At 72.1% G+C, this 26,577-nt stretch carries 28 protein-coding genes; 18 read left to right on the top strand and 10 right to left on the bottom strand.

Annotated features, from left to right (window positions below; genetic code table 11):
* Positions 1–39: 39 nt before the first annotated feature.
* Together AB0F01_RS00575 and AB0F01_RS00570 are read right to left on the bottom strand one after the other, a co-directional pair.
* Complete coding sequence (locus AB0F01_RS00575) at positions 40–810, bottom strand: ABC transporter permease (protein ID WP_362088904.1); 771 nt, start codon at positions 808–810, stop codon at positions 40–42.
* A gap of 180 nt (positions 811–990) precedes the next feature.
* Positions 991–1,914: an ABC transporter ATP-binding protein gene (locus tag AB0F01_RS00570; RefSeq protein ID WP_362088903.1), complete on the bottom strand. Its 924-nt coding sequence runs from the start codon at positions 1,912–1,914 to the stop codon at positions 991–993.
* 249 nt (positions 1,915–2,163) lie between these two features.
* Between AB0F01_RS00570 and AB0F01_RS00565 the strand changes: the two genes are divergently transcribed.
* The 12 genes from AB0F01_RS00565 to AB0F01_RS00510 all read left to right on the top strand — a co-directional run bounded on the left by AB0F01_RS00565 (position 2,164) and on the right by AB0F01_RS00510 (position 11,761).
* Positions 2,164–2,877, top strand: a complete 714-nt coding sequence (locus AB0F01_RS00565) for an ArsR family transcriptional regulator (protein ID WP_362088902.1) — start codon at positions 2,164–2,166, stop codon at positions 2,875–2,877.
* On the top strand, positions 2,874–4,295 hold the full coding sequence (gene sufB, locus AB0F01_RS00560) for a Fe-S cluster assembly protein SufB (protein ID WP_362088901.1): 1,422 nt from the start codon (positions 2,874–2,876) through the stop codon (positions 4,293–4,295). The genes AB0F01_RS00565 and sufB overlap by 4 nt, the downstream gene beginning before the upstream one ends.
* A gap of 57 nt (positions 4,296–4,352) precedes the next feature.
* The gene (gene sufD, locus AB0F01_RS00555) at positions 4,353–5,537 is read left to right on the top strand and encodes a Fe-S cluster assembly protein SufD (RefSeq protein ID WP_362088900.1); all 1,185 of its coding nucleotides are present in this window, start codon (positions 4,353–4,355) and stop codon (positions 5,535–5,537) included.
* On the top strand, positions 5,534–5,851 hold the full coding sequence (locus AB0F01_RS00550) for a non-heme iron oxygenase ferredoxin subunit (protein WP_164337496.1): 318 nt from the start codon (positions 5,534–5,536) through the stop codon (positions 5,849–5,851). The genes sufD and AB0F01_RS00550 overlap by 4 nt, the downstream gene beginning before the upstream one ends.
* A gap of 7 nt (positions 5,852–5,858) precedes the next feature.
* Entirely contained in the window at positions 5,859–6,644 is a 786-nt protein-coding gene (gene sufC / locus AB0F01_RS00545) for a Fe-S cluster assembly ATPase SufC (protein WP_362088899.1), read from the top strand.
* Entirely contained in the window at positions 6,641–7,897 is a 1,257-nt protein-coding gene (locus AB0F01_RS00540) for a cysteine desulfurase (protein ID WP_362088898.1), read from the top strand. Before sufC ends, AB0F01_RS00540 begins: the two co-directional genes overlap by 4 nt.
* A gap of 14 nt (positions 7,898–7,911) precedes the next feature.
* On the top strand, positions 7,912–8,376 hold the full coding sequence (sufU, locus tag AB0F01_RS00535) for a Fe-S cluster assembly sulfur transfer protein SufU (protein WP_362088897.1): 465 nt from the start codon (positions 7,912–7,914) through the stop codon (positions 8,374–8,376).
* Positions 8,373–8,705, top strand: a complete 333-nt coding sequence (locus AB0F01_RS00530) for a metal-sulfur cluster assembly factor (RefSeq protein ID WP_164337500.1) — start codon at positions 8,373–8,375, stop codon at positions 8,703–8,705. Before sufU ends, AB0F01_RS00530 begins: the two co-directional genes overlap by 4 nt.
* Positions 8,706–8,857: 152 nt before the next feature.
* A complete protein-coding gene (locus tag AB0F01_RS00525; protein WP_362088896.1) occupies positions 8,858–9,178 on the top strand; it encodes a multidrug efflux SMR transporter in 321 nt (106 codons plus the stop codon).
* Complete coding sequence (locus AB0F01_RS00520) at positions 9,178–9,750, top strand: TetR family transcriptional regulator (protein ID WP_362088895.1); 573 nt, start codon at positions 9,178–9,180, stop codon at positions 9,748–9,750. The genes AB0F01_RS00525 and AB0F01_RS00520 overlap by 1 nt, the downstream gene beginning before the upstream one ends.
* A gap of 73 nt (positions 9,751–9,823) precedes the next feature.
* A complete protein-coding gene (gene dapD, locus AB0F01_RS00515) occupies positions 9,824–10,819 on the top strand; it encodes a 2,3,4,5-tetrahydropyridine-2,6-dicarboxylate N-succinyltransferase (protein WP_362088894.1) in 996 nt (331 codons plus the stop codon).
* A 252-nt stretch (positions 10,820–11,071) separates the two neighbouring features.
* On the top strand, positions 11,072–11,761 hold the full coding sequence (locus AB0F01_RS00510; RefSeq protein ID WP_362088893.1) for a haloacid dehalogenase type II: 690 nt from the start codon (positions 11,072–11,074) through the stop codon (positions 11,759–11,761).
* Positions 11,762–11,785: 24 nt separating this feature from the next.
* Here the strand turns inward: AB0F01_RS00510 and dapA are convergent, their stop codons facing one another.
* A complete protein-coding gene (dapA, locus tag AB0F01_RS00505; protein WP_362088892.1) occupies positions 11,786–12,703 on the bottom strand; it encodes a 4-hydroxy-tetrahydrodipicolinate synthase in 918 nt (305 codons plus the stop codon).
* A gap of 244 nt (positions 12,704–12,947) precedes the next feature.
* Here dapA and AB0F01_RS00500 point away from each other — a divergent pair, with 244 nt between their 5' ends.
* Complete coding sequence (locus AB0F01_RS00500) at positions 12,948–13,364, top strand: phage holin family protein (protein ID WP_362088891.1); 417 nt, start codon at positions 12,948–12,950, stop codon at positions 13,362–13,364.
* The gene (locus AB0F01_RS00495) at positions 13,361–13,723 is read left to right on the top strand and encodes a DUF3618 domain-containing protein (RefSeq protein WP_362088890.1); all 363 of its coding nucleotides are present in this window, start codon (positions 13,361–13,363) and stop codon (positions 13,721–13,723) included. Before AB0F01_RS00500 ends, AB0F01_RS00495 begins: the two co-directional genes overlap by 4 nt.
* Before the next feature lie 225 nt (positions 13,724–13,948).
* Here AB0F01_RS00495 and AB0F01_RS00490 read toward each other — a convergent pair whose 3' ends face one another.
* Positions 13,949–15,778, bottom strand: a complete 1,830-nt coding sequence (locus tag AB0F01_RS00490) for an endonuclease/exonuclease/phosphatase family protein (protein ID WP_362088889.1) — start codon at positions 15,776–15,778, stop codon at positions 13,949–13,951.
* A gap of 326 nt (positions 15,779–16,104) precedes the next feature.
* On the opposite strand from AB0F01_RS00490, the gene AB0F01_RS00485 reads away from it, so the two are divergent.
* The 4 genes from AB0F01_RS00485 to AB0F01_RS00470 all read left to right on the top strand — a co-directional run bounded on the left by AB0F01_RS00485 (position 16,105) and on the right by AB0F01_RS00470 (position 20,348).
* Positions 16,105–17,544, top strand: coding sequence for a hypothetical protein (locus AB0F01_RS00485; protein WP_362088888.1), 1,440 nt, complete (start codon positions 16,105–16,107; stop codon positions 17,542–17,544).
* Positions 17,545–17,994: 450 nt separating this feature from the next.
* Positions 17,995–18,642: a GntR family transcriptional regulator gene (locus tag AB0F01_RS00480; RefSeq protein WP_362088887.1), complete on the top strand. Its 648-nt coding sequence runs from the start codon at positions 17,995–17,997 to the stop codon at positions 18,640–18,642.
* Positions 18,643–18,686: 44 nt separating this feature from the next.
* A complete protein-coding gene (locus tag AB0F01_RS00475; RefSeq protein ID WP_362088886.1) occupies positions 18,687–19,703 on the top strand; it encodes a 1-aminocyclopropane-1-carboxylate deaminase in 1,017 nt (338 codons plus the stop codon).
* An 81-nt stretch (positions 19,704–19,784) separates the two neighbouring features.
* A complete protein-coding gene (locus tag AB0F01_RS00470; RefSeq protein ID WP_362088885.1) occupies positions 19,785–20,348 on the top strand; it encodes a helix-turn-helix domain-containing protein in 564 nt (187 codons plus the stop codon).
* Between the two features lie 129 nt (positions 20,349–20,477).
* Here AB0F01_RS00470 and AB0F01_RS00465 read toward each other — a convergent pair whose 3' ends face one another.
* The 6 genes from AB0F01_RS00465 to AB0F01_RS00440 all read right to left on the bottom strand — a co-directional run bounded on the left by AB0F01_RS00465 (position 20,478) and on the right by AB0F01_RS00440 (position 26,508).
* Positions 20,478–21,695, bottom strand: coding sequence for a TerD family protein (locus AB0F01_RS00465; RefSeq protein ID WP_362090154.1), 1,218 nt, complete (start codon positions 21,693–21,695; stop codon positions 20,478–20,480).
* A gap of 85 nt (positions 21,696–21,780) precedes the next feature.
* Complete coding sequence (locus AB0F01_RS00460; RefSeq protein WP_362088884.1) at positions 21,781–22,005, bottom strand: hypothetical protein; 225 nt, start codon at positions 22,003–22,005, stop codon at positions 21,781–21,783.
* A 336-nt stretch (positions 22,006–22,341) separates the two neighbouring features.
* Entirely contained in the window at positions 22,342–23,331 is a 990-nt protein-coding gene (locus tag AB0F01_RS00455; protein ID WP_362088883.1) for a zinc-dependent alcohol dehydrogenase family protein, read from the bottom strand.
* Positions 23,328–24,194: a carbohydrate ABC transporter permease gene (locus AB0F01_RS00450; RefSeq protein WP_362088882.1), complete on the bottom strand. Its 867-nt coding sequence runs from the start codon at positions 24,192–24,194 to the stop codon at positions 23,328–23,330. Before AB0F01_RS00450 ends, AB0F01_RS00455 begins: the two co-directional genes overlap by 4 nt.
* Positions 24,194–25,141, bottom strand: a complete 948-nt coding sequence (locus AB0F01_RS00445; RefSeq protein WP_362088881.1) for a sugar ABC transporter permease — start codon at positions 25,139–25,141, stop codon at positions 24,194–24,196. Before AB0F01_RS00445 ends, AB0F01_RS00450 begins: the two co-directional genes overlap by 1 nt.
* Positions 25,138–26,508: a sugar ABC transporter substrate-binding protein gene (locus AB0F01_RS00440; RefSeq protein WP_362088880.1), complete on the bottom strand. Its 1,371-nt coding sequence runs from the start codon at positions 26,506–26,508 to the stop codon at positions 25,138–25,140. Before AB0F01_RS00440 ends, AB0F01_RS00445 begins: the two co-directional genes overlap by 4 nt.
* Positions 26,509–26,577 lie beyond the last annotated feature (69 nt).

Genomic DNA, 26,577 nt, shown 5'->3' with positions numbered 1-26,577 from the left:
GGCCCGCTCCGTCCGCCGCGGGCTCCGTCATCCGCCCCCTCACTCCCACCGGAAGAACCTCCCCGCGGCGGCCAGCCCCGCGACCGCCCACCCGGCCAGCACGGCCAGGCTGCCCCAGGGCATCCCTGCCCCGTGCTGCAGGACGTCCCGCAGCCCTTCCGACAGGGCGGAGATCGGCAGCAGGCCGAGCACGCCCTGCGCCGCGTCCGGGAACTTGTCCAGCGGGACCACGACCCCGCCACCGATCAGCAGCAGCAGGAACACCAGGTTGGCCGCGGCGAGGGTCGCCTCCGCCTTGAGGGTGCCGGCCATGAGCAGGCCGAGCCCCGAGAAGGCCGCGGTGCCGAGCGCCAGCAGCAGGAACACCGCGAACGGGTTGCCCCGCGGCGACCAGCCCAGGGCGAGGGCGATCACGGTCACCAGGAGGACCTGGAGGATCTCGGTGACCAGGACGGACAGCGACTTGGCGGTCATCAGGCCCCAGCGGGGCAGCGGGGAGGCGGCGAGCCGCTTCAGCACCCCGTAGCGCCGCTCGAAGCCGGTCGCGATGGCCTGCCCGGTGAACGCCGTCGACATCACGGCGAGCGCCAGGATGCCGGGGGCGAGGAAGTCCACCGCCCGCCCCTCGCCGGTGTCGACGATGTCCACCGTGCTGAACAGCACCAGCAGCAGCGTCGGGATCACCACGGTGAGCAGCAGTTGCTCGCCGTTGCGCAGCAGCATCTTCGTCTCCAGCACCGCCTGCGCCGCGATCATGCGGGGCAGCGGGGCGGCGCCGGGCCGGGGCGCGTAGGTGCCGGTCGCCGTCATGAGCGCAGCTCCTTGCCGGTCAGTTCCAGACTGTGCTGTCCCGGGGGGCGACCCCCGGACCCCCGGCCGGTGGGCGTGCGGGTGGCCGTCATGAACGCAGCTCCTTGCCGGTCAGCTCCAGGCTGTGCTGTCCCGGGGGGCGACCCCCGGACCCCCGGCCGGTCGGTGTGCCGGTCGCCGTCATGAACGCAGCTCCTTGCCGGTCAGCTCCAGGAAGACGTCCTCGAGGGTGTGCCGCTCCACGGAGATCCGCTCCGGCATGACCCCGTTCTGCGCGCACCAGGACGTGACGGTGGCCAGCAGCTGCGGGTCGACCGTGCCGAGCACCCGGTAGGTGCCGGGCGCCGGTTCGTCGGCCGTGGTGTCCGGGGGCAGGGCCTTGAGCAGCGAGGCCAGGTCCAGGCCGGGCCGTCCGCCGAAGCGCAGGGTGTTCTCGGCGCCGCCCCGGCACAGCTCCTCGGGGGAGCCCTGGACGACCACCCGGCCCGCGTCGATGATCGCCACGTCGTCGGCGAGCTGTTCGGCCTCGTCCATGTGGTGCGTGGTGAGGATGACGGAGACCCCGTCGTCGCGCAGGTCGCGCACGAGGTCCCAGGTGGCGCGGCGGGCCTGGGGGTCGAGGCCGGCGGTCGGCTCGTCGAGGAACACCAGCTCGGGCCGTCCGACCACCGCCATGGCGAGGGCGAGCCGCTGCTGCTGGCCGCCGGAGAGCCGCCGGTAGGAGGTCCGGCCGCAGGAGCCGAGCCCGAGCCGTTCGATCAGGGCGTCCACGTCCAGCGGGTGCGCGTGCAGCTTCGCCACGTGCCGCAGCATCTCCTCGGCGCGGGCGCCCGAGTAGACGCCGCCGGACTGGAGCATGACGCCGATCCGGGGGCGGAGTTCGGCGGACTGGCGCACCGGGTCGAGGCCCAGGACGCGCACCGTGCCGGAGTCCGGCCGCCGGTAGCCCTCGCAGGTCTCGACGGTGGTCGTCTTGCCCGCCCCGTTGGGTCCGAGCACGGCGGTCACGCCCGGCCGGGCCACCAGGTCGAGGCCGTCCACCGCGGTCTTCGGGCCGTACCGCTTCACCAGGGCCTGGACCTGGACCACGGGCTCGCTTCGCATGGGTCACGAGTCTAGGGAGGGCGCCGGGCACCCCGGTCCGGGGGTGCGGGGAGCGGCGCGGGAGGATCTTCGACGGGCCGCCGGGAGGGTCGTGGGCCGGACCGCGCCGGCGGTGGACGGGCCCCCGCTCCTGATCGATCAAAGATCGTTTCCGCAGGTCGGCTTAGGTTTGCCTAAGTGATGCAGTGCACGATCGCATGATCCGGACGCGGCTTGCCCGGGCCCGATGAATTACGCAACAATGGTGTTGTGAAAAACGTTGGCGAGGCTTCCCACGAGGAACTGGCAACCGGTGAGCGGTCCACCCGCAACCGCGTCGCCCGGTCCATCCTGGACCACGGCCCGTCGACCGTCGCCGAGCTGGCCGAGCGCCTCGGGCTCACCCAGGCGGCCGTCCGCCGCCACCTGGACGCCCTGGTCACGGACAACGTCGTGGCGGCACGCGAACGACGGGTCTACGGCGCACGCACGCGCGGGCGCCCGGCCAAGGTGTTCGCGCTCACCGACGAGGGCCGGGACGCGTTCGACCAGTCCTACGACGAACTGGCCGCCGACGCCCTGCGCTGGATCGGCGAACAGTTCGGCGGCGGTGACGCGGTCGCCGCGTTCGCCCGGGCCCGCATCGCGGCCCAGGCGGAGGCGTACCGGGCCGCGGTCGAGGCCGCTCCCCCGGAGGAGCGGACCGAGGCGCTGGCCAGGGCGCTGAGCGCGGACGGGTACGCTGCTACGGCGCGCAGCGCACCGGTCGGTGAGCAGCTCTGCCAGCACCATTGCCCCATCGCGCACGTCGCCGAACAGTTCCCGCAGCTCTGCGAGGCCGAGACGGAATTTTTCGCCGAACTTCTCGGTACGCATGTGCAGCGGCTGGCGACCATCGCGCACGGCGACGGCGTCTGCACGACGTACATCCCGAAGATTTCCCACCACGCACCTGCAAGCACGTCCGGGAGGAACCCCGCATGACTCTCCCCACGGAGACTGCCCACCCCGAGCTCGAAGGGCTGGGCACGTACGAATACGGCTGGGCCGACTCCGACGAGGCCGGCGCCACCGCCCGGCGTGGTCTCAACGAGGACGTCGTCAAGGACATCTCGTCGAAGAAGGACGAGGCGGAGTGGATGACCAAGCTCCGCCTCAAGGGCCTGCGCCTGTTCGAGAAGAAGCCCATGCCGAACTGGGGCTCGGACCTGTCGGGCATCGACTTCGACAACATCAAGTACTTCGTACGCTCCACGGAGAAGCAGGCGCAGTCCTGGGAGGACCTGCCCGAGGACATCAAGAACACCTACGACAAGCTGGGCATCCCGGAGGCGGAGAAGCAGCGCCTGGTCGCCGGTGTCGCCGCGCAGTACGAGTCGGAGGTCGTCTACCACCAGATCCGCGAGGACCTGGAGGAGCAGGGCGTCATCTTCCTGGACACCGACACCGCCCTGAAGGAGCACCCCGAGCTCTTCAAGGAGTACTTCGGCACGGTCATCCCGGCCGGTGACAACAAGTTCGCCGCGCTGAACACGGCCGTGTGGTCCGGCGGCTCCTTCATCTACGTGCCGCCGGGCGTGCACGTGGAGATCCCGCTCCAGGCCTACTTCCGGATCAACACCGAGAACATGGGCCAGTTCGAGCGGACCCTGATCATCGTCGACGAGGGCGCCTACGTGCACTACGTCGAGGGCTGCACCGCGCCGATCTACAAGTCGGACTCGCTGCACTCCGCGGTCGTCGAGATCATCGTCAAGAAGAACGCCCGCTGCCGCTACACGACCATCCAGAACTGGTCGAACAACGTCTACAACCTGGTCACCAAGCGCGCCGTGGCCTACGAGGGCGCGACCATGGAGTGGGTCGACGGCAACATCGGCTCCAAGGTGACGATGAAGTACCCGGCCGTCTACCTGATGGGCGAGCACGCCAAGGGCGAGACCCTGTCCATCGCCTTCGCCGGCGAGGGCCAGCACCAGGACGCGGGCGCCAAGATGGTCCACATGGCCCCGAACACCTCGTCCAACATCGTCTCCAAGTCGGTGGCGCGTGGCGGTGGCCGCACCTCCTACCGCGGTCTGATCGAGATCGGCGAGGGCGCCCCGGGCTCCAAGTCCAACGTGCTCTGCGACGCGCTGCTGGTCGACACAATCTCCCGCTCGGACACCTACCCCTACGTGGACGTCCGCGAGGACGACGTGTCCATGGGCCACGAGGCGACCGTCTCCAAGGTCTCCGAGGACCAGCTCTTCTACCTGATGAGCCGCGGTCTGAGCGAGGACGAGGCGATGGCCATGATCGTGCGCGGCTTCGTCGAGCCGATCGCCAAGGAGCTGCCGATGGAGTACGCCCTCGAGCTCAACCGGCTGATCGAGCTGCAGATGGAAGGCGCGGTCGGCTGAGGCACCACGCCGTTCCCTCAAGCCCTTACGCACAGGAAAGCGAGCACTACGACAGCCATGGCTGAGGCTCAGAACATCCCCGTGGGGTCCACCACCACGGGTTCGATCGCGGTCGCCGCGGAGTCGACCGTCGCCACCCGCATGAGCGCGCCCCCGTCCTTCGACGTGGCGGACTTCCCCGTCCCCCACGGCCGTGAGGAGGAGTGGCGGTTCACCCCGCTGGAGCGGCTGCGCGGGCTGCACGACGGCACCGCCACCGCCACCGACGGAGGCGTCAAGGTCGCCGTCCAGGCGCCCGAGGGCGTCGTCGTCGAGACCGTCGGGCGGGACGACGCGCGGCTCGGCCGCGCCGGCACCCCGGTGGACCGGGTCGCCGCCCAGGCGTACTCCGCCTTCGAGCAGGCCTCGGTCGTGACGGTGCCCAAGGAGGCCGTCCTCACCGAGCCGATCCGCATCGCGGTGCACGGCGAGGGCGGCACCGCCTACGCCCACCAGGTGGTCGAACTCGGCGCCTTCGCCGAGGCGATCGTGGTCATCGACCACACCGGCGACGCGGTGCTCTCGGCGAACGTCGAGTTCGTGCTCGGCGACGGCGCCAAGCTGACCGTCGTGTCCGTGCAGGACTGGGACGAGAAGACCGTGCACGCCGCCCAGCACAACGCGCTGGTCGGCCGCGACGCCACCTTCAAGTCGGTCGTCGTCACCTTCGGCGGCGACGTCGTCCGGCTGCACCCGCGGGTCGCCTACGCCGGCCCCGGCGGCGAGGCCGAGCTGTTCGGCCTGTACTTCACCGACGCCGGCCAGCACCAGGAGCACCGCCTCCTGGTCGACCACAACGTCCCGCACTGCAAGTCCAACGTCGTCTACAAGGGCGCGCTCCAGGGCGACGACGCGCACGCGGTGTGGATCGGTGACGTGCTCATCGAGGCCGCGGCCGAGGGCACCGACACCTACGAGATGAACCGCAACCTGGTGCTCACCGACGGCGCCCGGGTCGACTCCGTGCCCAACCTGGAGATCGAGACCGGCGAGATCGTCGGCGCCGGCCACGCCTCGGCGACCGGCCGCTTCGACGACGAGCAGCTGTTCTACCTGATGGCGCGCGGCATCCCGGAGAAGGACGCCCGCCGCCTGGTGGTGCGCGGCTTCTTCGCCGAGCTGGTCCAGCAGATCGGCGTCGCCGACATCGAGGAGCGCCTGATCGCCAAGATCGAGGAGGAGCTGGAGGCCGCGGTCGGATGAGCTTCGTACGCGCCTGCGGGCTGAGCGAGCTGGAGGAGGACACCCCCAAGCGGGTGGAACTCGACGGCACGCCGGTCTCCATCGTGCAGACCTGCGGGGAGGTGTTCGCGATCAACGACATCTGCTCGCACGCGAACGTGTCCCTGTCGGAGGGCGAGGTGGACGACTGCCACATCGAGTGCTGGCTGCACGGCTCGCGTTTCGACCTCCGGTCCGGCAAGCCCGACGCCCTCCCGGCGACCCGCCCCGTTCCCGTATACCCCGTAAAGATCGAAGGGGACGATGTGCTCGTCTCCGTCACCCAGGAGTCCTGAGGCACCCATGGCAACGCTTGAAATCCGAGACCTGCACGTCACCGTCGAGGCCGACAACGCCACGAAGGAAATCCTCAAGGGCGTCGACCTCACCGTGAAGCAGGGCGAGACGCACGCCATCATGGGCCCCAACGGCTCGGGCAAGTCGACGCTCGCCTACGCGCTCGCCGGTCACCCCAAGTACACCGTCTCCGGCGGCACCGTCACCCTCGACGGCGAGGACGTCCTGGAGATGTCCGTCGACGAGCGCGCCCGCGCCGGCGTGTTCCTCGCCATGCAGTACCCGGTCGAGGTCCCCGGCGTCTCGGTCTCCAACTTCCTGCGCACCTCCGCCACCGCCATCCGCGGCGAGGCCCCCAAGCTGCGCACCTGGGTCAAGGAGGTCAAGGAGGCCATGGAGCGCCTCAACATGGACCCCTCCTTCGCCGAGCGCAACGTCAACGAGGGCTTCTCCGGCGGTGAGAAGAAGCGCCACGAGATCCTCCAGCTGGAGCTGCTCAAGCCGAAGATCGCCGTCCTCGACGAGACCGACTCCGGCCTGGACGTCGACGCCCTGCGCGTCGTCTCCGAGGGCGTCAACCGCGTCCGCGAGGCCGGTGACGTGGGCACCCTGCTCATCACGCACTACACGCGCATCCTGCGCTACATCAAGCCCGACCACGTCCACGTGTTCGCCGACGGCCGCATCGTCGAGTCCGGCGGGGCCGAGCTGGCCGACAAGCTGGAGGCGGAGGGCTACGAGGCATACGCGAAGCGCGACGAAGTCGACACGAAGGGTGGCGCATCCGCGTGACATTGCTGCCGGGCCTCCTCGACACCGAGGCGATCCGCAAGGACTTCCCCGTCCTGGACCGTCAGGTCCACGACGGCCGGAAGCTCGTGTACCTGGACAACGCGGCGACCTCGCAGAAGCCGCGCCAGGTGCTGGACGCACTCAGTGAGTACTACGAGCGCCACAACGCCAACGTCCACCGCGGTGTGCATGTGCTCGCCGAGGAGGCCACGGCGCTGTACGAGGGCGCGCGCGACAAGGTCGCCGCGTTCATCAACGCGCCCAGCCGCGACGAGGTGATCTTCACCAAGAACGCCTCGGAGTCGCTCAACCTCGTGGCCAACATGCTCGGCTGGGCCGACGACCCCTACCGGGTGGACCACGAGACCGAGATCGTCATCACGGAGATGGAGCACCACTCCAACATCGTGCCGTGGCAGCTGCTCGCGCAGCGCACCGGGGCGAAGCTGAAGTGGTTCGGCCTGACCGACGACGGCCGGCTCGACCTGTCGAACATCGACGAGGTCATCACCGAGAAGACGAAGATCGTCTCCTTCGTGCTGGTCTCCAACATCCTGGGCACGCAGAACCCGGTCGAGGCCATCGTCCGCCGCGCCCAGGAGGTCGGTGCGCTCGTCTGCATCGACGCCTCCCAGGCCGCCCCGCACATGCCGCTGGACGTGCAGGCCCTCCAGGCCGACTTCGTGGCCTTCACCGGTCACAAGATGTGCGCCCCGACCGGCATCGGCGTCCTGTGGGGCCGTCAGGAGCTGCTGGAGGACCTGCCCCCGTTCCTCGGCGGCGGCGAGATGATCGAGACCGTGTCGATGCACTCCTCGACCTACGCGCCCGCCCCGCACAAGTTCGAGGCGGGCACCCCGCCGATCGCGCAGGCGGTCGGCCTGGGCGCGGCGATCGACTACCTCCAGGCCATCGGCATGGACAAGATCCTCGCCCACGAGCACGCGCTGACCGAGTACGCCGTCAAGCGGCTGGGCGAGGTGCCCGACCTGCGCATCATCGGCCCCGCCACGGCCGAGGACCGCGGAGCGGCGATCTCCTTCACGCTCGGGGACATCCACCCGCACGACGTGGGCCAGGTCCTCGACGAGCAGGGCCTCGCGGTCCGGGTCGGTCACCACTGCGCGCGCCCGGTCTGCCTCCGGTACGGAATTCCTGCGACCACGCGGGCGTCGTTCTATCTGTACTCCACGCCGGCCGAGATCGATGCTCTGGTCGACGGACTGGAGCACGTACGGAACTTCTTCGGCTGAGGGGCTGGCTGCGCGTGAAGCTGGATTCGATGTACCAGGAAGTCATCCTGGACCATTACAAGAACCCGCACGGGCGGGGCTTGCGGGACGGCGACGCCGAGGTGCACCACGTCAACCCGACGTGCGGTGACGAGATCACCCTCCGTGTGAAGTACGACGGCACGACCGTCCGGGACGTCAGCTACGAGGGCCAGGGCTGCTCGATCAGCCAGGCGAGCGCCTCCGTGCTGAACGAACTGCTGGTCGGCAAAGATCTGACGGACGCGCGGCGGGTCCAGGAGACCTTCCTGGAGCTGATGCAGTCCAAGGGGAAGATCGAGCCGGACGACGCGATGGAGGAGATCCTGGAGGACGCGGTCGCGTTCGCCGGGGTCTCCAAGTACCCGGCCCGGGTGAAGTGCGCCCTCCTCAGCTGGATGGCGTGGAAGGACGCGACGGCCCAGGCTCTGGGCTCCGACGCCGAAAGGACAACGGCATGAGCGAGACCGTGCAGATGAAACCGGCCTCGGAGGAGGAAGTCCGCGAGGCCCTGATGGACGTCGTCGACCCCGAACTGGGCATCGACGTCGTCAACCTCGGCCTGATCTACGGCGTCCACGTCGACGACTCCAACGTGGCGACCATCGACATGACCCTGACGTCGGCGGCCTGTCCGCTGACGGACGTGATCGAGGACCAGGCCAAGTCCGCCACGGACGGGCTGGTCAACGAGCTGCGCATCAACTGGGTCTGGATGCCGCCGTGGGGCCCCGACAAGATCACGGACGACGGCCGTGAGCAGCTGCGGGCGCTCGGCTTCAACGTCTGAGACCCCGCACCACCGCGCACCACCGCACGACGGCCCCCGGCGAACCCGCCGGGGGCCGTCGTCGTGTCCGGACGCCCTCCCGGCGGGCCCCGGGGCGCGCGCCGGTGCGGCGGTATGTACGGGCGTCCACATCGTTGGGTACGCTTGTACACATGGGATACCTGCTGCTGGCCGGGGCCATCGCCGCCGAGGTCGGTGCCACCACCGCCATGAAGTACAGCGACGGCTTCAGCCGGCTCTGGCCGTCGCTGCTCACCCTGATCGGCTACGTGATCTCCTTCACCCTCCTCGCGCAGACCCTGCGCACCCTCTCGATCGGCACCGCCTACGCCATCTGGGCCGGGGTGGGCACCGCCGCCATCGCCGCCATCGGCGTGGCCTTCCTCGGGGAGGGCCTGACCGTGGTCAAGGCCGTCGGTATCGGCCTGATCATCGTCGGAGTGGTGGTGCTCAACCTGGGGGGCGCGCACTGATGGCCCGGCGCTACGACCCCGAACGCCGGCAGCGGATCATCGACGCGGCCATCCGCGTCGTCGGCCGCGACGGCATCGCCGGGCTGACCCACCGCACCGTGGCCGCCGAGGCCGACGTCCCGCTCGGCTCCACCACCTACCACTTCCGTACCCTCGACGAACTGCTGGTCGCCGCCCTGCGCCAGGCCAACGAGGGCTTCGCCAAGGTGGTCGCCGCCCACCCCGGTCTGCGTGACCCCCGCACCGACCTGGCGGCCGAACTCGCCTCCGTGATGGGGGAGTGGCTGGCCGGCGAACGCACCGGCGTCGAGCTGGAGTACGAGCTCTACCTCGCCGCCCTGCGCCGCCCCGCCCTGCGCCCGGTCGCCGCCGAGTGGAGCGAGGGCGTCGTCGCCGAACTCGCCCACCGCGTCGACCCCGTCACGGCCCGCGCCGTGGTCGCCCTCCTGGACGGCATCTGCCTCCAGGTCCTCCTCACGGACACGCCCTACGACGAGGCGTTCGCACGCGAGGCCCTGGCCCGGATCGTCCCGCCCGGCACACCACACCCCGACGAGGACACCCCGGGCTGACCGACGGACCGCCACCCGAGACGGCGGGCCCACCGGTTCGCCTCGCCGGGCCCCGGCCGGTTAGGTTGCCCTCATGACCGACACGACTGCTCAGAGCCCCTCCGGCGCAGTGGCCGCCGGCCTCGCCACCATCGCCGCCGACGGCACCGTCCTCGACACCTGGTACCCCGCGCCCGAACTGACCGCCGCATCGGCCGAGGGCCCGTCCGGCACCGAGCGGCTGTCCGCCGAGCGCGCCGCCGAACTCCTCGGCGGGGGCGCCACCGCGGCGGTCGGTCCGGACGCCCGCCGGGGCGTCGAGGTGGTCGCGGTCCGCACGGTCATCTCCTCCCTCGACGAGAAGCCGGTCGACGCACACGACGCCTACCTGCGCCTGCACCTGCTCTCCCACCGCCTGGTCCGCCCGCACGGCCAGAACCTGGACGGCATCTTCGGCTGCCTCGCCAACGTCGCCTGGACCTCGCTCGGCCCGGTCGCCGTGGACTACGTCGAGAAGGTGCGCCTCAACGCCCGCGCCGAGGGCCTGCACCTGACCGTCACCTCCATCGACAAGTTCCCGCGCATGACGGACTACGTGGCCCCCAAGGGCGTCCGCATCGCCGACGCCGACCGGGTCCGCCTGGGCGCCCACCTGGCCGCCGGCACCACGGTCATGCACGAGGGCTTCGTCAACTTCAACGCCGGCACCCTCGGCACCTCGATGATCGAGGGCCGCGTCTCGGCCGGCGTGGTCATCGGCGACGGCTCCGACATCGGCGGCGGCGCCTCCACCATGGGCACGCTGTCCGGCGGCGGTGACGTCATCATCTCCATCGGCGAGCGCTGCCTGATCGGCGCCGAGGCGGGCGTCGGCATCGCCCTCGGCGACGAGTGCGTGGTCGAGGCCGGCCTGTACGTCACGGCGGGCACCCGCATCACCATGCCCGACGGCGAGATCGTCAAGGCCCGCGTCCTGTCCGGCGCGTCCAACATCCTCTTCCGCCGCAACTCCGTCAGCGGCACGGTCGAGGCCCGGCCCAACCACGCCAACTGGGGCGGACTGAACGAGGTGCTGCACAGCCACAACTGATCATTGGCGGCCGCGAGCTGCGGCCGCGTGGCCGGTATCCGTGGACGACCGGTCCACGGCGAGCGCCCTTCCACGGCCCAGGGGCGGCCGGGAGGGGCGCTCGTGCGTGCGGCGCGACCCCCTCCGGGGCGCCTCCGCACAGAAGCCCGGCAGGCGGCTCGGGGTTGGTCGGGAATCGGGACGGCCTCCCGCGAGGTTCTCCGGGACAGCGGTCACCGTCCCGCCCCCGCCACGCCCCAGGAGGCTTCATCCATGGCACAGCCGGAGATCGACGCCGTCGTGGTCGATGTGCTCGGCACCCTCGTCGACGAACCCGCCGGCCTCCGGGCCGGACTGCGTGAACTGGCACCGTCCCTCGACGGGGCCGGAACCGAGGAACTCCTGGCGCTGTGGCAGCGGCACATCGCCCGCGAGCAGCGCTGTGTCGTCGACGGTGTTCGGCCGTACGTCCCCAGCGATGTCCTGGACCTGGAGGCGGCCCGTCTCGTGGCCGACGCCGCCGGGGTCGGCGATCCGGCCGCCGTGGCGGCCCTGGCGCGCTCGGGCCGCCGGCTCCCGCCGTGGTCCGACAGCGTGGCGGGGCTCGCCGGGCTCGCGGACCGTTTCCCGGTGATCGGGCTCTCCAACGCGAGCCGGACGGCCCTGCTGGAACTCAACGCCCACGCCGGACTGCGCTGGCACCAGGCCCTGTCCGCCGAGGACGCCCGCACCTACAAGCCGGACCCAGCGGTCTACCGGCTGGCCGTCTCCGTCTCCGGACGGCCGCCGGAGCGGCTGCTGATGGTCGCCGCCCATGCCTGGGACCTGCGCGGAGCCCAGGCCGTCGGCCTGCGCACCGCCTACGTCGCCCGTCCCGTCGGCGACCCGCCCGCCCCCTCGGACCGCTTCGACCTGCACGCCGACGGTCTGGCCGACCTGGCCGAGCGGCTCGGCGGCGCGTAGTCACCGGATGCCCCTGCCGTCGTGTCATCCGTTCGACACGACGGCCTCGTAGGCGGACATCAGCCGGTCCGTCGTGGTGCGGTCGGCGGGGCGGAGCGGTGCGCGGGGCGGGCCCGCGGGGTGGCCGAGCGCGTTGAGCAGGGCCTTGGCGGCGACGGTGCCGGGGAGGCCGCTCGCCATGACGGCCTCGACGAGGGGGATCGCCGCGTGCTGGAGGCGGGCCGCCCGGGACGTGTCGCCCGCGTCGAAGGCGTCGAGCACGGCGCGCAGGTGGCCCGGGGCGACGTTGGCGACCGTGCTGACGTATCCGGCGCCGCCGACCGCGTAGAGGGGCAGGTTGTGCTCCTCGCAGCCCGCGTAGTAGGCGAGGCCGGTGGCGGCGATGACCTTCTGGGCGGCGAGGAGGTCGTACGAGCAGTCCTTGACCGCCACGATCCGGGGGTGCCCGGCGAGCCGGAGCAGGGTGTCCGGCTCGATGCGGGTGCCCGTGCGGGCCGGGACGTCGTAGAGGGCCACCGGGAGACCCGTGCTGTCGGCGATCTCCCGGAAGTGGGCCTCGACCGCGTCCTGCGGGGGACGGCTGTAGTAGGGGGCGACCAGCAGCAGGCCGTCGGCGCCCGCCTGCTCGGCCTGCCGGGCCAGGTCGGCGGTGTGCGCGGTGTCGGGCGTGCCGACCCCCGCGACGATCCGGGCACGGTCGCCGACGGCCTCGCGGACCGCCGTGATCAGGGCTGACTTCTCCGCGTCCGTGGTGGTGGGGGCCTCGCCCGTGGTGCCCGACAGGACGAGGCCCTCACAGCCCCGGGTCACCAGGTGGTCGGCGAGGCGCTGGGCGCCGTCGAGGTCCAGGGCGCCGTCGGGGGTGAACGGCGTGACCATCGCGCACAGGGCGCGGCCGAAGGGCGGAGCGGGCGGCGGTGCCGTCCCCGCGGCCGTCGTCACGGGAGCCGTGGGAGGCGCGGGAGGCGCGGGAGCACCAGGAGAGGTGGGAGCACTGGGAGGCATGGGAGGCGGAGGTGTGGGAGCCATGGGAGCAGTCTCTGCCCGACGACCGTGAAGCTCCACTTAATTTTTCACGTCATGACGCGTAAGCAGCGCTGCGCGGTGGGGAGGAGACGTGTCCAGGCGTAGTCGTGGCGCGGTGCGGGTACTCGGGTGCCTTCCTACCGAGAGGAGGCGGACCACTGTGACCGGAACCATCAACCACCGGCCGGTTCGCGACGAGCACAGCGTGGGTGAGCTCGTCGGACAGGCCACCGAACAGCTTTCCCGGCTCGCCCGGCAGGAAGTGGCCCTGGCGAAGGAGGAACTGGCCGCCAAGGGCAAACGCGCCGGGCGGGGCGGCGGCATGCTCGGAGCCGCGGGGGCCTTCGCCTACGCCGGTCTGCTGGCGCTGGCCGGTACCGGTGCGGCGGCGCTGGCGCTGGTGCTGCCCGTCTGGCTGGCGGCACTGATCGTCACGGCCGTGCTGTTCGCGATCGCGGGCGTGCTGGCCGTGGCCGGACGCGCGCAGTTGCGCCGGGCCACACCCGCCACGCCCGAGGAGGCGCTGGGCAGCGTGAAGGCCGACGTGGAGGAGATCAAGGGAAGGGCACACCGATGACACAGGACGTGACGGGCACGGGCGGGGCCGGCTCCGGCTCCACCGCGGGGGGTGAGGCCGCCGCGCGGGGCGCCAAGGGGCCGGACGAACTGCGTCGGCAGATCGAGCGGACCCGCCACGAACTGGGCGACACCGTCGAGGAGCTGGCCGGGAAGATGGACGTCAAGGGGCGGGCCCGGGCCAGGGCGGAGGACCTGCGGGACAAGGCCGGGGCGATGTCCGTGCAGCTGCGCAGCAGTGCCACGCAGGTGGGCCGTGACGGGCGTCGGCACCCGCGCCCGGTGCTGATCGCCGGGGCGGCGGCAGGAGCGGTGGTGGCCGCCGGGGTCGTCCTGCGCCGCCAGAGCAGTCACCGCTGAGCGGGACGTGTCCCGCGTGGGACACGGGGTGCGGGGTGCGCCTCGGGCCGGCCGGACGGTTCCTCCCGTCCGGCCGGCCCGACGTGCGTCGGCCGTGGAGCCGGAGCCCGTCGTGAGCCCGCGAACGCCTGCGGGTCACGGCCGTCCACGGAGGGCGTTCCCGTAGGGGCCCTCCACCGCGGTTTCACTCACGGGCTTCCCCGGGCTTCCCCCACGGGCGCCCCCTCACGGCCGGAAGCGCAGGACCTGCGGGTCGTGGTCGCTGATCTGGTCGTGGAACTCGGCGTTGATGTGCACGCTGTCGTAACTGAACGTGCGGCCCCGGCGGATCGCGGGGCTGATCAGGATCTGGTCCAGCACCTGGCTGTTGCCCTGGTACACGTACGAGTAACGCTCGCTCTTCGGCAGGGACTTGATGGCCGGCCAGAGCACTCCGTCGCCCTGGAGGATCTTCGTCGTCCGGGAGAACTCGAAGTCGTTGATGTCGCCCAGGGCGACGACGCGCGCGTTCTTCTCGGTCTTCAGGACCTCGGCGGTGAAGTCGTGAACCGCCTGCGCCTGGAGGTGGCGCTGGGTCTCCGAGCTCCGGGCCGGCGGCTGGTACTGCGAGGTCAGGCTCTGGTCGCCGCCCTTGGAGGCGAAGTGGTTGGCGATCACGATGACCGTCCGGCCGCGGAAGACGAACTCGCCGGCCAGGGGCTTGCGGCTGTCCTCGAACGCCGCCGAGGCCGGGTCGACGCGGCCGGGGGAGTGCGTCAGCGCCGCCTTGCCGTGGACCTTGGTGACGCCGACGGGGGTGGTGGCGTCGCCGCCGGGCCGGTCGGTGAAGGAGACCCGCTTCGGGTTGTAGAGGAACGCCTGGCGGATGTTGCCGCCGGGCTGGCCGCCGTCCGCCTTGTCGGCCGGGTCCACCGAACGCCAGGCGTAGCGCGGACCGCCGGCCGCCTCGACGGCCTCGATCAGCTTCGTCAGGGTCAGGTCCGCGGCGACCGTGCCGTCGTCGGTGGCACCGCTGTTGTCCTGGATCTCCTCCAGGGCCACGATGTCCGGCGAGCGCAGGTTGTTCACGATCGCGGCGGCGTGCGCGGCGAAGGTGTCGTCGGAGGGGTCGAGGTTCTCCACGTTGTAGGTGGCCACGGCGAGTTCGCCCGCCCGCTGCTTGCGGGTGCTCTCGCGCCGCAGGCCCCTCTCCTCGAGGGTGCCGAGCTCGTTGGCGACCAGGGTGTAGCCGCCGAACTGGTTGTAGTCCAGCGGGCCCGCGGTGGTGCCGGTGAGCCGGTCGCCGACGTTCGCGTCGGGGAAGTCCGCGGCGCTGCCCAGCGACTGGATCTGCAGACGGCCGGTGTTCTGGGCCTCGTAGGAGCCGTACACCGTGCCGCCCCGGGCGCTCCGGTTCTCCCACGGCTTCACCGTGACCCACAGCTCGGTGTACGGGTCGGTGGCGCCGACCACCCGGGTGTCGGCGACCCGGACGTTCATCCCCTCCAGGGACTCGTACCGGTCCAGGGCGTAGCGGTCCGGGCGCAGCGGGAGGGCGTTGACGGAGCCGTCCGCGGCGGGGTCCCCGTCCGGGGTGTAGGCGGACGGCACGGACCGGGCGTCCAGGGTGAAGGGGGCGGGGACGGGGTTGCCGCTGGAGGTCACCGTGACGGTGGGGCGGCTGATCTGCGTCAGCGACTGGTTGCCGGAGGCGAGGCCGCCGGGGACGTATTCGGTCACCGTTCCGGAGACGGTGACCGCGTCTCCCACGGCGACGCCCGCGGGGGTCGACCCGGTGTAGACGAACACGCCCTCGCTGGTGGCCGGGTCGGCGTCCGGCTGCGGATCCTGGATCCAGAAGCCGCGGGACGAGCCGTAGGTGCGGACGCCGGTGACGATTCCGGCCACATCGGCGACCTGACGGCCGACGTACGGCGATATCCGGGTGTCACCCTGGATGTCGTGGATGCGCACGGAGTCGGCGTGCGCCGGTGAGCTGAGGACGACGGCCGACGCCGCCGAGCAGACGGCGGCGACGGTGAGCGCGGCGAGACGCGCGGACGGTGTGAGCGGCAACGGAATTTCCCTCCGGGGACGTGTGGAGCGCCGGGACGAGGGTGGAACGGGACAACGCGAGCACGGGGACAGCGGGAACGGCGCGGACCGCACCCGTGGGGCGGCCCGGCGTGCGGGGGGACCGACGGGTGCGACGGGGCCCCGCGGTTCCGGTGAACACCTGTCCGCCGATTTCTACGCGCGTCAATCTCCAGCCTGGCCACGCCACTTGTCAAGGTTTCGGCCACGTACGTCCGGCGGAGGGGGGAGGAAGCGGGCGGCATGGGTTCACATCCGTCTAGGCTGAGCGATTGAGTCCTCACCAGGCGTGCTAGGAGATCCAGCCGATGTCAGACAGCTCCACTCTGCCGCCCGCGCGGCTGCGTCCCGAAGCGGAGCTGGCGCGCGACGCGCTGTCCACCCCGTTGCTCTCCCGGGCCGTCCGGCTCGCCCGCTGGGCCGGTGCCGCCACCCGGGTCGACGCGGGCGGCGGACTCGTCGAGGACCAGGTGGCGGCCGCCGCCGAGGAGCTGGGGCTGACCGGCGAGGACGCGGCGGCCGAGGCCGCGGAGGCCTGGCGTGCCGCCGTGGACGCCGGGCTCGTCGAGGTGACCGACGAGGACGAGGGCACGGTCGCCGCCGGTGCCGACCTCGGGGTGGTCACCGGGGGCGGCTCGCCGCACGAGGTGCTGGAGGTATGGCTCGCCGCCCTGGAGACCGTGCTCGCCGACGCGAGCGTCCCGGACCTCGGCGGACTCGTCGACGCCATCGCCGCCGACGAGGGCTCCGGCGAGCTGGACCTCTCCTCGCTCGACTGGGACCCCGAGGCCGACGCGGAGTTCCTCGACGGCGTCCTCGGCAACCTGTACCTGCTGACGGTCGGCGACGAGGGCGTGGAGCCGGCCGCGGTGCCGCTGCCCGCGCTCGCCGCGTCCGTCATCCTGCCGGACGACATGGGCGAGCCCACCGACGACGTCCTGGAGCAGGTGTCCGAGGCGATGATGCGCCTGGACGACCAGTTCCGGATGCTGGAGCCGGCCGGACTCGTGGAGTACCAGCCGGTGGACGAGGCGCTGATGGCCGACGCCGACGAGGAACCGGCCGCTCCCGTGGACGACGTCGAGGTCTCCCGCTACGGCATGGTGCGCCTCACGCCGCTCGGGCTGTACGGGCTGCGCGCCCGGCTGCTGGAGGCCGGCTTCGACGCCCCGGCGGTCGGGGACCTGGCGGACAAGGGGGCGGACGCGCTGCTCGACGGCACCGCCGTCTTCCCCCCGGCGGCGGCCCACGCGGAGACCGAGCAGTGGCTGACCCGGCGTGAACCCCTCACCGCGGCCCGCGAGTTGCTCGCTGCGGCCCGGGGTGCGGACGAGGGCGCGCCGCTGCGACGGCTGCGCTGCCAGCAGGCGCTGTCGCTGGTCGGCCCGTCCGCGGAGCCCGCCCTGCGGGAGGTGCTGGACGACGCCGAACTCGGAGGCCTGGCCCGGGTCTGGCTGACCGAGCAGGGGGCGGCGGACGTGCCCCCGCCCTCCGAGGCCATGATCTTCTGGCTGACCATCGACACCGTGGCCGCCCAGCTCGCGGCCGAGGGCAACTCCGAGGAGCTGCGCGGCCTGGTCGAGGGCCTGGCGGCCCAGCACAGCGGCTTCTTCGCCACCGTCTGGCGCGTGGACCACCCGGCCACGGCGGACGTCCTGGAGGCGATGGGGCGGCTGCACCCGGACAAGAAGATCGCCAAGGAGGCCCGGAAGGCGGCGTTCAAGGCGCGCTCCCAGCACGGCGGTTGACGCCGCGGTCAGCCGGCCCCGCCCGCGGTGGCTGCCCGCGCCTGTCGCGTGTGGGGGGCCACTTCGTCGAGGATCGCTTCGCGCCTGTCCCAGGTCGTGGTGTCCGCTGCCGTCCGTCCCGGGGCGTGGTGCCCGCTGTCGCCTGGCCTGCGTGGAGTGCTCGCGCCCGCGTGTCCCGGTCGGGGTGGCCGCGCCGTCAGTCCCGGGGCGTGGTGTCCGCTGCCGTCCGTCCCGGGCCCCCGCTCGGCGCTGTCTCCTCGCTGGGCCCCCGCTCGGGCCGTCCCCTCGCCGGGCCCCCGCTCGGCGCCGTCTCCTCGCCGGGCCTCTGCTCGGCGCCGTCTCCTCGCCGGGCGCCCCTTCCCCCCGACGGTCTCTGACCTGATGCCCCCGCATCCCCGTGCGGGGGCACGGTCTTGTGTGCCCGTCGCTCTGACATCTAACATGTCAGTCATGAACGCCCTGCGCCCCGTCTCCCGCACCCTCCTGAGGGACCGCGCCCACGCGGCGATCCGGGACGCCATCGTGGCGGGCGAGATCGAACCCGGGACCGTCGTGCGGGACGCCGACCTCGCCGAGCGGCTGGGGCTGTCCCGGGCGCCGGTGCGGGAGGCGTTCTCGCGGCTGGTCGACGAGGGCCTGCTGGAGAGCAAGCCGCAGAGCTACACCCGGGTGACCCCGCTGGTGGCCGCCGACGTGCGGGACGCCGCGGCCGTCGTCGGCGCCCTGCACGAACTGGTCACCCGGGTCGCGGTGCCCCGCCTGCGGGAGGCCGACACGGACGCGATGCGCGCCGCCAACGAACGGTTCGCTGCGGCCGTGCGCGCCGGGGACGTGGACGCCGCCCTGCGCGCGGACGACGCTCTGCACGACGTCCTCGTACGGGTGAGCGGCAACCGGGCCGCCGCCGCGACCGTCGCCCGCTACACCCCGCTCATCCGGCGGCTGGAGCGGCGCCGCTTCGGCGAGGGCGGCGCCTGCAACTCCGCCGGGCTGCACGACCGGCTGATCGACGCCTGCGCGAGCGGCGACACGGACGGGGCGGTGCACATCACCGCCGAGATCTGGCGGGGCCTGGAGGAGCTCGCCGACACGCCCTGACCCGGCCCTGCCGTACCGGCGCGGCCCGAGCGGAAGGAACCCTCATGTCCCTCGCCTCCCACGCGCGGTACCCGCTGTTGTTCGGACCCTCGCCCGTGCACCCGTTGGAACGGCTCACCGCCCACCTCGGCGGTGCCGCCCTCTGGGCCAAGCGGGAGGACTGCAACTCCGGCGTGGCCTACGGCGGCAACAAGACCCGCAAGCTGGAGTACCTGGTCGCCGACGCCCTCGCGCAGGGCTGTGACACCCTCGTCTCCATCGGCGGCGTGCAGTCCAACCACACCCGTCAGGTGGCCGCCGTCGCCGCCCGCGCCGGACTCAAGTGCGTTCTGGTGCAGGAGAGTTGGGTGGACTGGCCGGACGCCGTGTACGACAAGGTCGGCAACATCCTGATCAGCCGGCTCGCCGGCGCCGACGTACGGCTGGTACGGGCCGGGTTCGGCATCGGCTTCAAGGAGAGCTGGGAGCAGGCCCTGCGGGAGGTCGAGGAGTCCGGCGGCAGGCCGTACGCCATCCCCGCCGGCGCCTCCGACCACCCGCTCGGCGGGCTGGGGTTCGCCGGCTGGGCCTACGAGGTGGCGGAGCAGGAGCGGGCGGCGGGCGTCTTCTTCGACACCGTGGTCGTGTGCTCGGTCACCGGCTCCACCCAGGCGGGCATGGTCGCCGGCTTCCGGGCGCTTCAGGAGGCGGGCGGCCGACCCCGTCGGGTGATCGGCATCGACGCCTCGGCGGACCCGGGCCGGACGCGGGAGCAGATCGCCCGGATCGCGGACCGGACCGGCCGGCTCATCGGCGTCGAGGCGGAGCTGACCGTGGACGACGTCGAGCTGGACGAGCGGTACCACGCCGGGACCTACGGGATACCGGACGAGACGACCCTGGACGCCATGCGGCTCGCCGCGCGGACCGAGGGGATGGTCACCGACCCGGTGTACGAGGGCAAGTCCATGGCCGGGATGGTCGACCTGGTGTCCCGGGGCGAGATCGGCCGCGACTCGACCGTCCTCTACGCCCACCTCGGCGGCCAGCCGGCGCTGAACGCCTACAGCGCCCTGTTCTGACCGCCCCGTCCGCCCGCCGGGCCCCTCCCTTTCCCTGGATAGGGTGGGACGGAGGGACCGGCGGGCGGACGAGGAGGGCCGATGGCACAGGTCAGGCCCCTGCGTGCCGACGCCCGGCGGAACCGCGAGCGGCTGCTGGAGGTCGCGGCCGAGGCGTTCGCCGAACAGGGCGAGGGAGCGAGCCTCGACGACATCGCCCGGCGGGCCGGGGTCGGATCGGGCACGCTCTACCGGCACTTCCCCACCCGCCGCGCACTGCTGGAGGCCGTGTACGCCGACCGGATCGCGGTGCTCGCGGCCCGTGGCGGCGACCTGGCGGACCGGTTGCCGCCCGGCCCCGCGCTGCGCGCGTGGCTCGAGGAGCTGGGCGCCGGGATGATCCGGGTGCGCGGCCTGAAGGCCCTGCTGGGTCCGGCCGTCGGCGGCGGCGGGGACGGCGGTCCGGGCTGCTGCGAGCCGCTGCTGGGCGCGGCCCGGCTGCTGGTCGGGGCGGCGCAGGAGGCGGGGGCGCTGCGCCGGGACGTCGGGCCCGTCGACGTGCTGCGGCTCGTGCACGGGGTGGCGACGGCCTCGGAACTCGCGGACGGCGAGGGCGATGACGTCCGCCGGTACGTGGGGCTCCTGGTGGAGGGGCTGCGCCCCTGACCCCGGAATGAGCCGTGGTGGGGAGCCGCGGGGCCGGCCGAGGCGTCACAGGGGTCCCCGCCCCGGGAGGGGAGCACGGGGCGGGGACGTCTGCGGGCCGCGGCGGCGGTGGCCGCGCGGCGTCGGCGGCTAGAGGGCCTGCGCGGCAGGCTTGACCATGCCGCGCACGGTGCGGGACTTCACGAAGTCGCCCATGGCCGTCATCTCCCACTCGCCGGAGAACTGGCGGATCAGCTTCGCCATCATCACGCCGGTCTGCGGCTCGGCCGAGGTGAGGTCGAAGCGGACCAGTTCCTCACCGGTGGTGCCGTCCAGCAGGCGGCAGTAGGCCTTGGCGACCTCGGTGAACTTCTGCCCGGAGAAGGAGTTGACGGTGAAGACCAGGCCGGAGACCTCCTGCGGGAGCCGGCCGAGGTCGACGCTGATCACCTCGTCGTCCCCGGCCCCCTCGCCGGTGAGGTTGTCGCCGGAGTGCTGGATCGCGCCGTGCAGGATCTGCAGCTTGCCGAAGTAGCAGCTGTCGATGTGGTTGCGCTGCGGACCGTAGGCGATGACCGAGGCGTCCAGGTCGATGTCCTTGCCGCGGTACGCGGGCTCCCAGCCGAGACCCATCCGCACCTGCGAGAGCAGCGGCCGGCCGCCCTTCATCAGGGAGACCGTCTGGTTCTTCTGGAGACTGACCCGGCCCTTGTCCAGGTTGATCTTCCCCGAGCCGGCGGCCGGGGCGGCCGGCGCCGGGGGAGCGGCGGGCGCGGGCGGCGCCTGGGGCGCGCTCACCGGCGGGGCCGGCGGAACGGGCGGCGGCTGGACGGCGGCGGGCGGCGGGGCGACGGGCTGGGCCGCGGGGGTGGCGGGCTCCTCGACGGAGACGCCGAAGTCCGTGGCGATGCCGGCCAGCCCGTTGGCGTAGCCCTGGCCGACGGCCCGGGCCTTCCAGGCACCGTTGCGCAGATAGATCTCGACGACCACCAGGGCGGTCTCGGCGCCCAGGCGCGGCGGGGTGAACGTGGCCAGGACGGACTGGTCGTCCGCGCCCCGGATGGTGGCCGTCGGTTCGATGCCCTGGAAGGTCTGGCCCGCGGCGTCGGGGCTGGCGGTGATGACGATCTTCTCGATACCGGGCGGGAGGGCGGTGGTGTCGACCGTGATCGCGTCGGGGGCGGTGCCGCCGCCGGAGCGGTAGGTCACACCGGGCCCCGAGGGCTGGTTGTAGAAGATGAAGTCGTCGTCGGAGCGCACCTTGCCGTCGGCGGTGAGCAGCAGGCCCGATACGTCGAGCCGCACCGGAGCGGCGACGTCCACCGTCACGCGGGCGGTGGGGAGGGGGATGTTCGAGCCGGGGGTCATAGCTGTCATGCCGGATGAACGAGCGGGACGGTTTTGCCGTTCCCTTACTCGTGGCCCGAATGGCGCAGTCGGTTTCCGGCCGGTTTCAACGGCGGTTGCGGGGGTGGTTGCGGGCGGTCCGTTCGTTGCCGCGCCTGTAGTTCCCGGTCCAGCGGGCCATGACGAGCTGGGGGTCGGGGGAGGTGGTCACCTCGGTGAGGAAACGGGCGGCCCGGTCGCCGTTGAGGGTGGTGGCGGGGCGGTTGTGGTGGGTGATGTCCACGCTGCCGTTCGCGTGGTCGGTGAAGGCGAAGCCGTGGGGTCGGGGCATGCCCGCAGGGTAGTGGGCCGGGACGGGGCGGCCCCAGCGGTTTTCGCCCCGCCGGACCGGCCCCGCCGCCGGCCCCCGTCCGCATGCGACTCCCGCCGTCGCCCGGTCCCGGCCCGGTCGCCCGCCCCCGGCCCGGTCGGCGGTGCCGGTCCGGTAGGCGGTGCCGGCCCGCTCGGCGGTCCGGCGCTCCCGGCCCAGACGGCGTTCCCGGTGCTCCGGCCCGGACGACGTACTCGCCCCGGCCGACGCCGGCACCTTCGCCCCAGCCGGCGCTGCCGGCAGTCCGCCCCGCCGCCCCGCCTCCGACCGGCGCTCCCGGCAGTCCGCCCCGCCGCCCTACGGAACGACGACGATCTTCCGGCCCACGCCCGACGCGAACTGCTCCAGGGCCTGCGGGTAGCGGTCCAGCGGGACCCGGTCGCTGATGAAGACGTCCGGGTCCAGCACCCCGTTGGCGAACAGCTCGGCCGCCCGCTCGTAGCTGTGCAGCACGGCCATCGAGCCGGTGATGGTGATCTCCTGGTTGTAGATCCGGTACGGGTCGATGGTCACGCGCGTCGCGTAGTCGGCGACACCGAACTGCAGGAACGTTCCGACCTTCGCCACCCGCTCCAGGCCGTCCTGGATCGCCTCGGCGTTGCCGGTCGCGTCGATGACCAGGTCCCACCCCTGCGGGCGGTCCAGCTCGTCGGGGTTCGCGGCGGAGGCGGACACGCCCAGCCGGACCGCCGTTTCCAGCCGGGCCGGGTTCACGTCCACCACGTCGACGCTCGCCGCGCCGGTGCGCTTGGCCAGCTCCAGCATCATCAGGCCCATGGTGCCCGACCCGTAGATCAGCACGTGGGCGCCGAGGCGGGACTGGAGGACGTCGTAGCCGCGCACCGCGCAGGACAGCGGTTCTATCAGGGCCGCGTCCGCGGTGCGCACGTGCTCGGGCAGTTTCACGCAGTTCGCCACCGGGGCCACCGCGTACTGGGCGGCGCCGCCGGCCGTGGTGACGCCGATCGCCCCCCAGCGTTCGCACATGTTGTTGTGGCCGACACGGCAGTAGCGGCACTCGTGGCAGTACAGGGACGGGTCGACGGCGACCCGGTCGCCGACCGCCACCTCGGTGACCGCCGAGCCGACGCCGACCACCTCGCCCGCGAACTCGTGCCCCGGCACGATCGGCAGCTCGGGCGCGAACTCGCCCTGGAGGATGTGCAGATCGGTGCCGCACAACCCGCAGGCCGCGACCTCCACGACGACGTCGCGCGGCCCGGGCGTCGGGTCCGGGACCTCGGCGACGACGGCCCGGCCCACGGACTCGATGACGGCGGCCTTCATTTCACGGCTCCCAACGACAGGCCCTGGACGAGTTTGTCCTGGGCGGCGAACCCCGCGGCGAGCACCGGCAGGGAGATGACGAGCGACGCGGCGCACACCTTGGCCAGGAACAGGCCCTGGCTGGTGATGAAGGTGGTGAGGAAGACGGGGGCGGTCTCGGCGACCACGCCCGTGAGCACCCGCGCGAACATCAGCTCGTTCCAGCTGAAGATGAAACAGATCAGGGCGGTCGCCGCGATGCCGGGCAGGGCGATCGGCGCGACCACGCGGCCCAGCACGGTCGGCAGTCTCGCGCCGTCGATCTGGGCGGCCTCGATGATCGCCACCGGGACCTCGGACAGGAACGACTGCATCATCCAGACCGCGATCGGCAGGTTCATCGCGGTGTAGAGGATGACCAGCGTCCAGATGTTGTCGAGCATGCCGGTGTTCTTGGCGAACAGGTAGATCGGCAGCAGCGCGGCCACCAGCGGCAGCATCTTGGTGGACAGGAAGAAGAACAGGACGTCGGTCCACTTCTTCACCGGCCGGATGGACAGCGCGTAGGCGGCGGGCAGGGCGAGCAGCAGCGTCAGCAGCGTGGAGACCAGCGAGGCGGTCATCGAGTTGATCAGCGACGGCCAGGGGCTGGCGCCGCCGGTGAGACCGAAGAACTCGCGGTAGCCGTCCAGGGTCAGGGACGCCGCCACGGACGGCGGGTTGGTCGCGGCGTCCGCCTCGGAGTGCAGGGACGTCAGGACCATCCACAGGACGGGCAGCACGAAGACGATGCCGGCCAGCCAGGCGGCGACGCCCGCGGCGGCCCCCCGGACCCTGCCCGGCGCCCGGCGCTGCCGCGGGGCGGTGGGGGCGACGGTGGCCATCAGCGGGACACCTCCTCACGGAACAGCGACGACACCACGCGCAGCGCGAAGGTCGCCAGGACGAGCGAGCCGAGGACGACGACGACGCCCGCCGCGGAGGCGAGACCGTTCTCGTGCGCCTGGTAGAAGGTCTGGTAGATCGTGTACGGCAGGTTTGCCGTGCCCAGGCCGCCGGAGGTGATGGTGAACACGGCGTCGAAGTTCTGCACGATGTAGATCGAGCCGAGCAGCACGCCGAGTTCGAGGTAGCGGCGCAGGTGGGGCAGCGTGATGTGGACGAACACCTGCCAGTCGCTCGCGCCGTCCATCCGGGCCGCCTCCACCAGCTGGGGGTCACGGCTCTGCAGCCCCGCGAGCAGGATCAGCATCATGAACGGGGTCCACTGCCAGATCAGCGCGGCCTCCACCGCCATCAGCGGCATCTCGGAGATCCAGTCCGGCTGCGGCGCCCCGTCGCCGCCGACGGCGTTCAGGATGCCGTTGAACAGCCCGTACTCCGGGTTGAACAGCAGGTGCTTCCACATCAGCGCGGCGGCGACCGGCACCAGCAGGAACGGGGCGATCAGCATCGTCCGCACGGCGCCCCGGCCCCGGAAGCGCCGGTTCAGCAGCAGCGCCAGGAGCAGGCCGAGCAGCAGGCTGACCAGCACCACGGTGACGGTGAGCAGGATCGTCGTCCACACCGACCCCCGCAGGTCCGGGTCGGTCAGCACCTCGCCGTAGTTGGCGAAGCCGGCGAAGCTGCGCTGGTCCGGGTAGAGCGCGTTCCAGTCGAAGAACGAGATCACCAGGGTGGCCACGAAGGGCAGTTGGGTGACGACGATCAGGAAGACGAGCGCCGGCATCAGGGGCGCCCGGGTGGCCCAGGCGCGCATCCGGTTCGGGCGGGGGGCCGCCGGCCGTCCGGGGACGGTCGCGGCGGCCCGCTTCGGGGACGTCACGGTCATGACGCCTCGTACTTCTCGGCGACGGCCTCGGCCAGCTTCTGCGACTTCTTCAGCGCGCTGTCCACGGACTGCCGTCCGGCGATGGCGGAGCTGATCTCCTGGGAGACCTTGGTGCCCAGGTCGGTGAACTCGGGGATGCCGACGAACTGGATGCCGGGCGCGGGACGGGGCTGCACGCCCGGGTCCTCGGGCTTGGCGCCCGCGATGGCGTCCCGGGTGACGTCCGCGAAGGCGGCGGCCTCCTCGCGGTACTCCGGTATGTCGTAGGTCGAGGCGCGCTTGCCGGCCGGCACGTTGGACCAGCCGACCTTCTCGCCGACCAGCTTCTCGTACTCCTTGCCGGAGGCCCAGGAGATGAACTTCCAGGCGTTGTCGGCGTTCTCGGACGCCTTCTGGATGCCCCAGGCCCAGGTGTAGAGCCAGCCCGAGCTGTCGGTCTTCTCCACCGGCGCCGGGACGTAGCCGATCTTGCCCTTGACCGGGGAACCGTCGGCCTCCAGGGAGCCGGCCCCGGCGGTGGCGTCGTACCACATCGCCGTCTTGCCCTGGGTCATGTTGTTGAGGCACTCCGCGTACCCGGACTGGGCCGCGCCGGCCTCACCGTGCTCGCGCACCAGGTCGACGTAGAACCGCGTGGCCTCCTTGAACTCCTTGGAGTCCAGGCGGGCCGTCCAGTCCTCGTCGAACCAGGTGCCGCCGAAGGTGTTGACGACCGTGGTCAGCGGGGCCATGACCTCGCCCCAGCCGGGCAGTCCGCGCAGGCAGATGCCCTTCATGCCGGCACCGGAGCCGTCCACCTTCGCGGCGATGTCGGCGACCTGCTTCCAGGTGGGCTTGTCCGGCATGGTCAGGCCCTCCTTCTCCAGGACGTCCTTGCGGTACATCAGGAAGGAGGACTCGCCGTAGAAGGGCTCGCCGTAGAGCTTGCCGTCCTCCGCGGTGAGGGCCTTGGTCATCGGGGGCAGGATGTCGTCCTGGTCGAAGCCGGTGTCCTTCTCGACGTGCTCGTCCAGGGGGTGCAGCCAGCCGTTCTTGGCGTAGATCGGGATCTCGTAGTTGCTGAGCGTGGCGACGTCGTACTGGCCCGCCTGGTTGGCGAAGTCCTGGCTGATCTTGTCGCGGACGTCGTTCTCCGGCAGCACGGTGAAGTTCACCTTGATCCCGGTGTCCTTGGTGAAGTTCGCGGCGGTCAGCTTCTGCAGCTCCACCATCTGCGGGTTGTTCACCATCAGGACGTTGAGGGAGTCGCCGCCGGACGACCCCTGGGAACCGCCGGCGCCCGAGCAGGCGGCGAGCGGAGCGATCAGCGTCACTGTCGCCACCGCGGCGAGGAGGTTCCGTGGCGAGCGTCGGCTCTGGGTGCGCATGGGTACTCCAGGAAATGTCGGTATGTGCGGAGGTCTGTGGGGGACAGGGGTGCCCGTGGGAGGTGGGGC

Origin of the sequence: Streptomyces sp. NPDC029526 (assembly GCF_040637405.1) — a bacterium.
Lineage (GTDB): Bacteria > Actinomycetota > Actinomycetes > Streptomycetales > Streptomycetaceae > Streptomyces.
The sequence above is the reverse complement of the archived record's forward strand: the minus strand, read 5'-3'. Positions and strand labels throughout refer to the sequence as shown.

What these genes read in the sequence shown, in the direction of transcription:
- AB0F01_RS00525 (WP_362088896.1), top strand. Translation starts at nt 8,858, where the DNA reads ATGGGATACCTGCTGCTGGCCGGGGCCATCGCCGCCGAGGTCGGTGCC.
- AB0F01_RS00440 (WP_362088880.1), bottom strand. Translation starts at nt 26,508, where the DNA reads ATGCGCACCCAGAGCCGACGCTCGCCACGGAACCTCCTCGCCGCGGTG.
- AB0F01_RS00445 (WP_362088881.1), bottom strand. Translation starts at nt 25,141, where the DNA reads ATGACCGTGACGTCCCCGAAGCGGGCCGCCGCGACCGTCCCCGGACGG.
- AB0F01_RS00530 (WP_164337500.1), top strand. Translation starts at nt 8,373, where the DNA reads ATGAGCGAGACCGTGCAGATGAAACCGGCCTCGGAGGAGGAAGTCCGC.
- AB0F01_RS00465 (WP_362090154.1), bottom strand. Translation starts at nt 21,695, where the DNA reads ATGACCCCCGGCTCGAACATCCCCCTCCCCACCGCCCGCGTGACGGTG.
- AB0F01_RS00550 (WP_164337496.1), top strand. Translation starts at nt 5,534, where the DNA reads ATGAGCTTCGTACGCGCCTGCGGGCTGAGCGAGCTGGAGGAGGACACC.
- sufD (WP_362088900.1), top strand. Translation starts at nt 4,353, where the DNA reads ATGGCTGAGGCTCAGAACATCCCCGTGGGGTCCACCACCACGGGTTCG.
- AB0F01_RS00455 (WP_362088883.1), bottom strand. Translation starts at nt 23,331, where the DNA reads ATGAAGGCCGCCGTCATCGAGTCCGTGGGCCGGGCCGTCGTCGCCGAG.
- AB0F01_RS00520 (WP_362088895.1), top strand. Translation starts at nt 9,178, where the DNA reads ATGGCCCGGCGCTACGACCCCGAACGCCGGCAGCGGATCATCGACGCG.
- sufB (WP_362088901.1), top strand. Translation starts at nt 2,874, where the DNA reads ATGACTCTCCCCACGGAGACTGCCCACCCCGAGCTCGAAGGGCTGGGC.
- AB0F01_RS00480 (WP_362088887.1), top strand. Translation starts at nt 17,995, where the DNA reads ATGAACGCCCTGCGCCCCGTCTCCCGCACCCTCCTGAGGGACCGCGCC.
- AB0F01_RS00575 (WP_362088904.1), bottom strand. Translation starts at nt 810, where the DNA reads ATGACGGCGACCGGCACCTACGCGCCCCGGCCCGGCGCCGCCCCGCTG.
- AB0F01_RS00460 (WP_362088884.1), bottom strand. Translation starts at nt 22,005, where the DNA reads ATGCCCCGACCCCACGGCTTCGCCTTCACCGACCACGCGAACGGCAGC.
- AB0F01_RS00450 (WP_362088882.1), bottom strand. Translation starts at nt 24,194, where the DNA reads ATGGCCACCGTCGCCCCCACCGCCCCGCGGCAGCGCCGGGCGCCGGGC.
- AB0F01_RS00570 (WP_362088903.1), bottom strand. Translation starts at nt 1,914, where the DNA reads ATGCGAAGCGAGCCCGTGGTCCAGGTCCAGGCCCTGGTGAAGCGGTAC.
- AB0F01_RS00475 (WP_362088886.1), top strand. Translation starts at nt 18,687, where the DNA reads ATGTCCCTCGCCTCCCACGCGCGGTACCCGCTGTTGTTCGGACCCTCG.
- AB0F01_RS00470 (WP_362088885.1), top strand. Translation starts at nt 19,785, where the DNA reads ATGGCACAGGTCAGGCCCCTGCGTGCCGACGCCCGGCGGAACCGCGAG.
- AB0F01_RS00510 (WP_362088893.1), top strand. Translation starts at nt 11,072, where the DNA reads ATGGCACAGCCGGAGATCGACGCCGTCGTGGTCGATGTGCTCGGCACC.
- sufC (WP_362088899.1), top strand. Translation starts at nt 5,859, where the DNA reads ATGGCAACGCTTGAAATCCGAGACCTGCACGTCACCGTCGAGGCCGAC.
- AB0F01_RS00495 (WP_362088890.1), top strand. Translation starts at nt 13,361, where the DNA reads ATGACACAGGACGTGACGGGCACGGGCGGGGCCGGCTCCGGCTCCACC.
- dapD (WP_362088894.1), top strand. Translation starts at nt 9,824, where the DNA reads ATGACCGACACGACTGCTCAGAGCCCCTCCGGCGCAGTGGCCGCCGGC.
- AB0F01_RS00485 (WP_362088888.1), top strand. Translation starts at nt 16,105, where the DNA reads ATGTCAGACAGCTCCACTCTGCCGCCCGCGCGGCTGCGTCCCGAAGCG.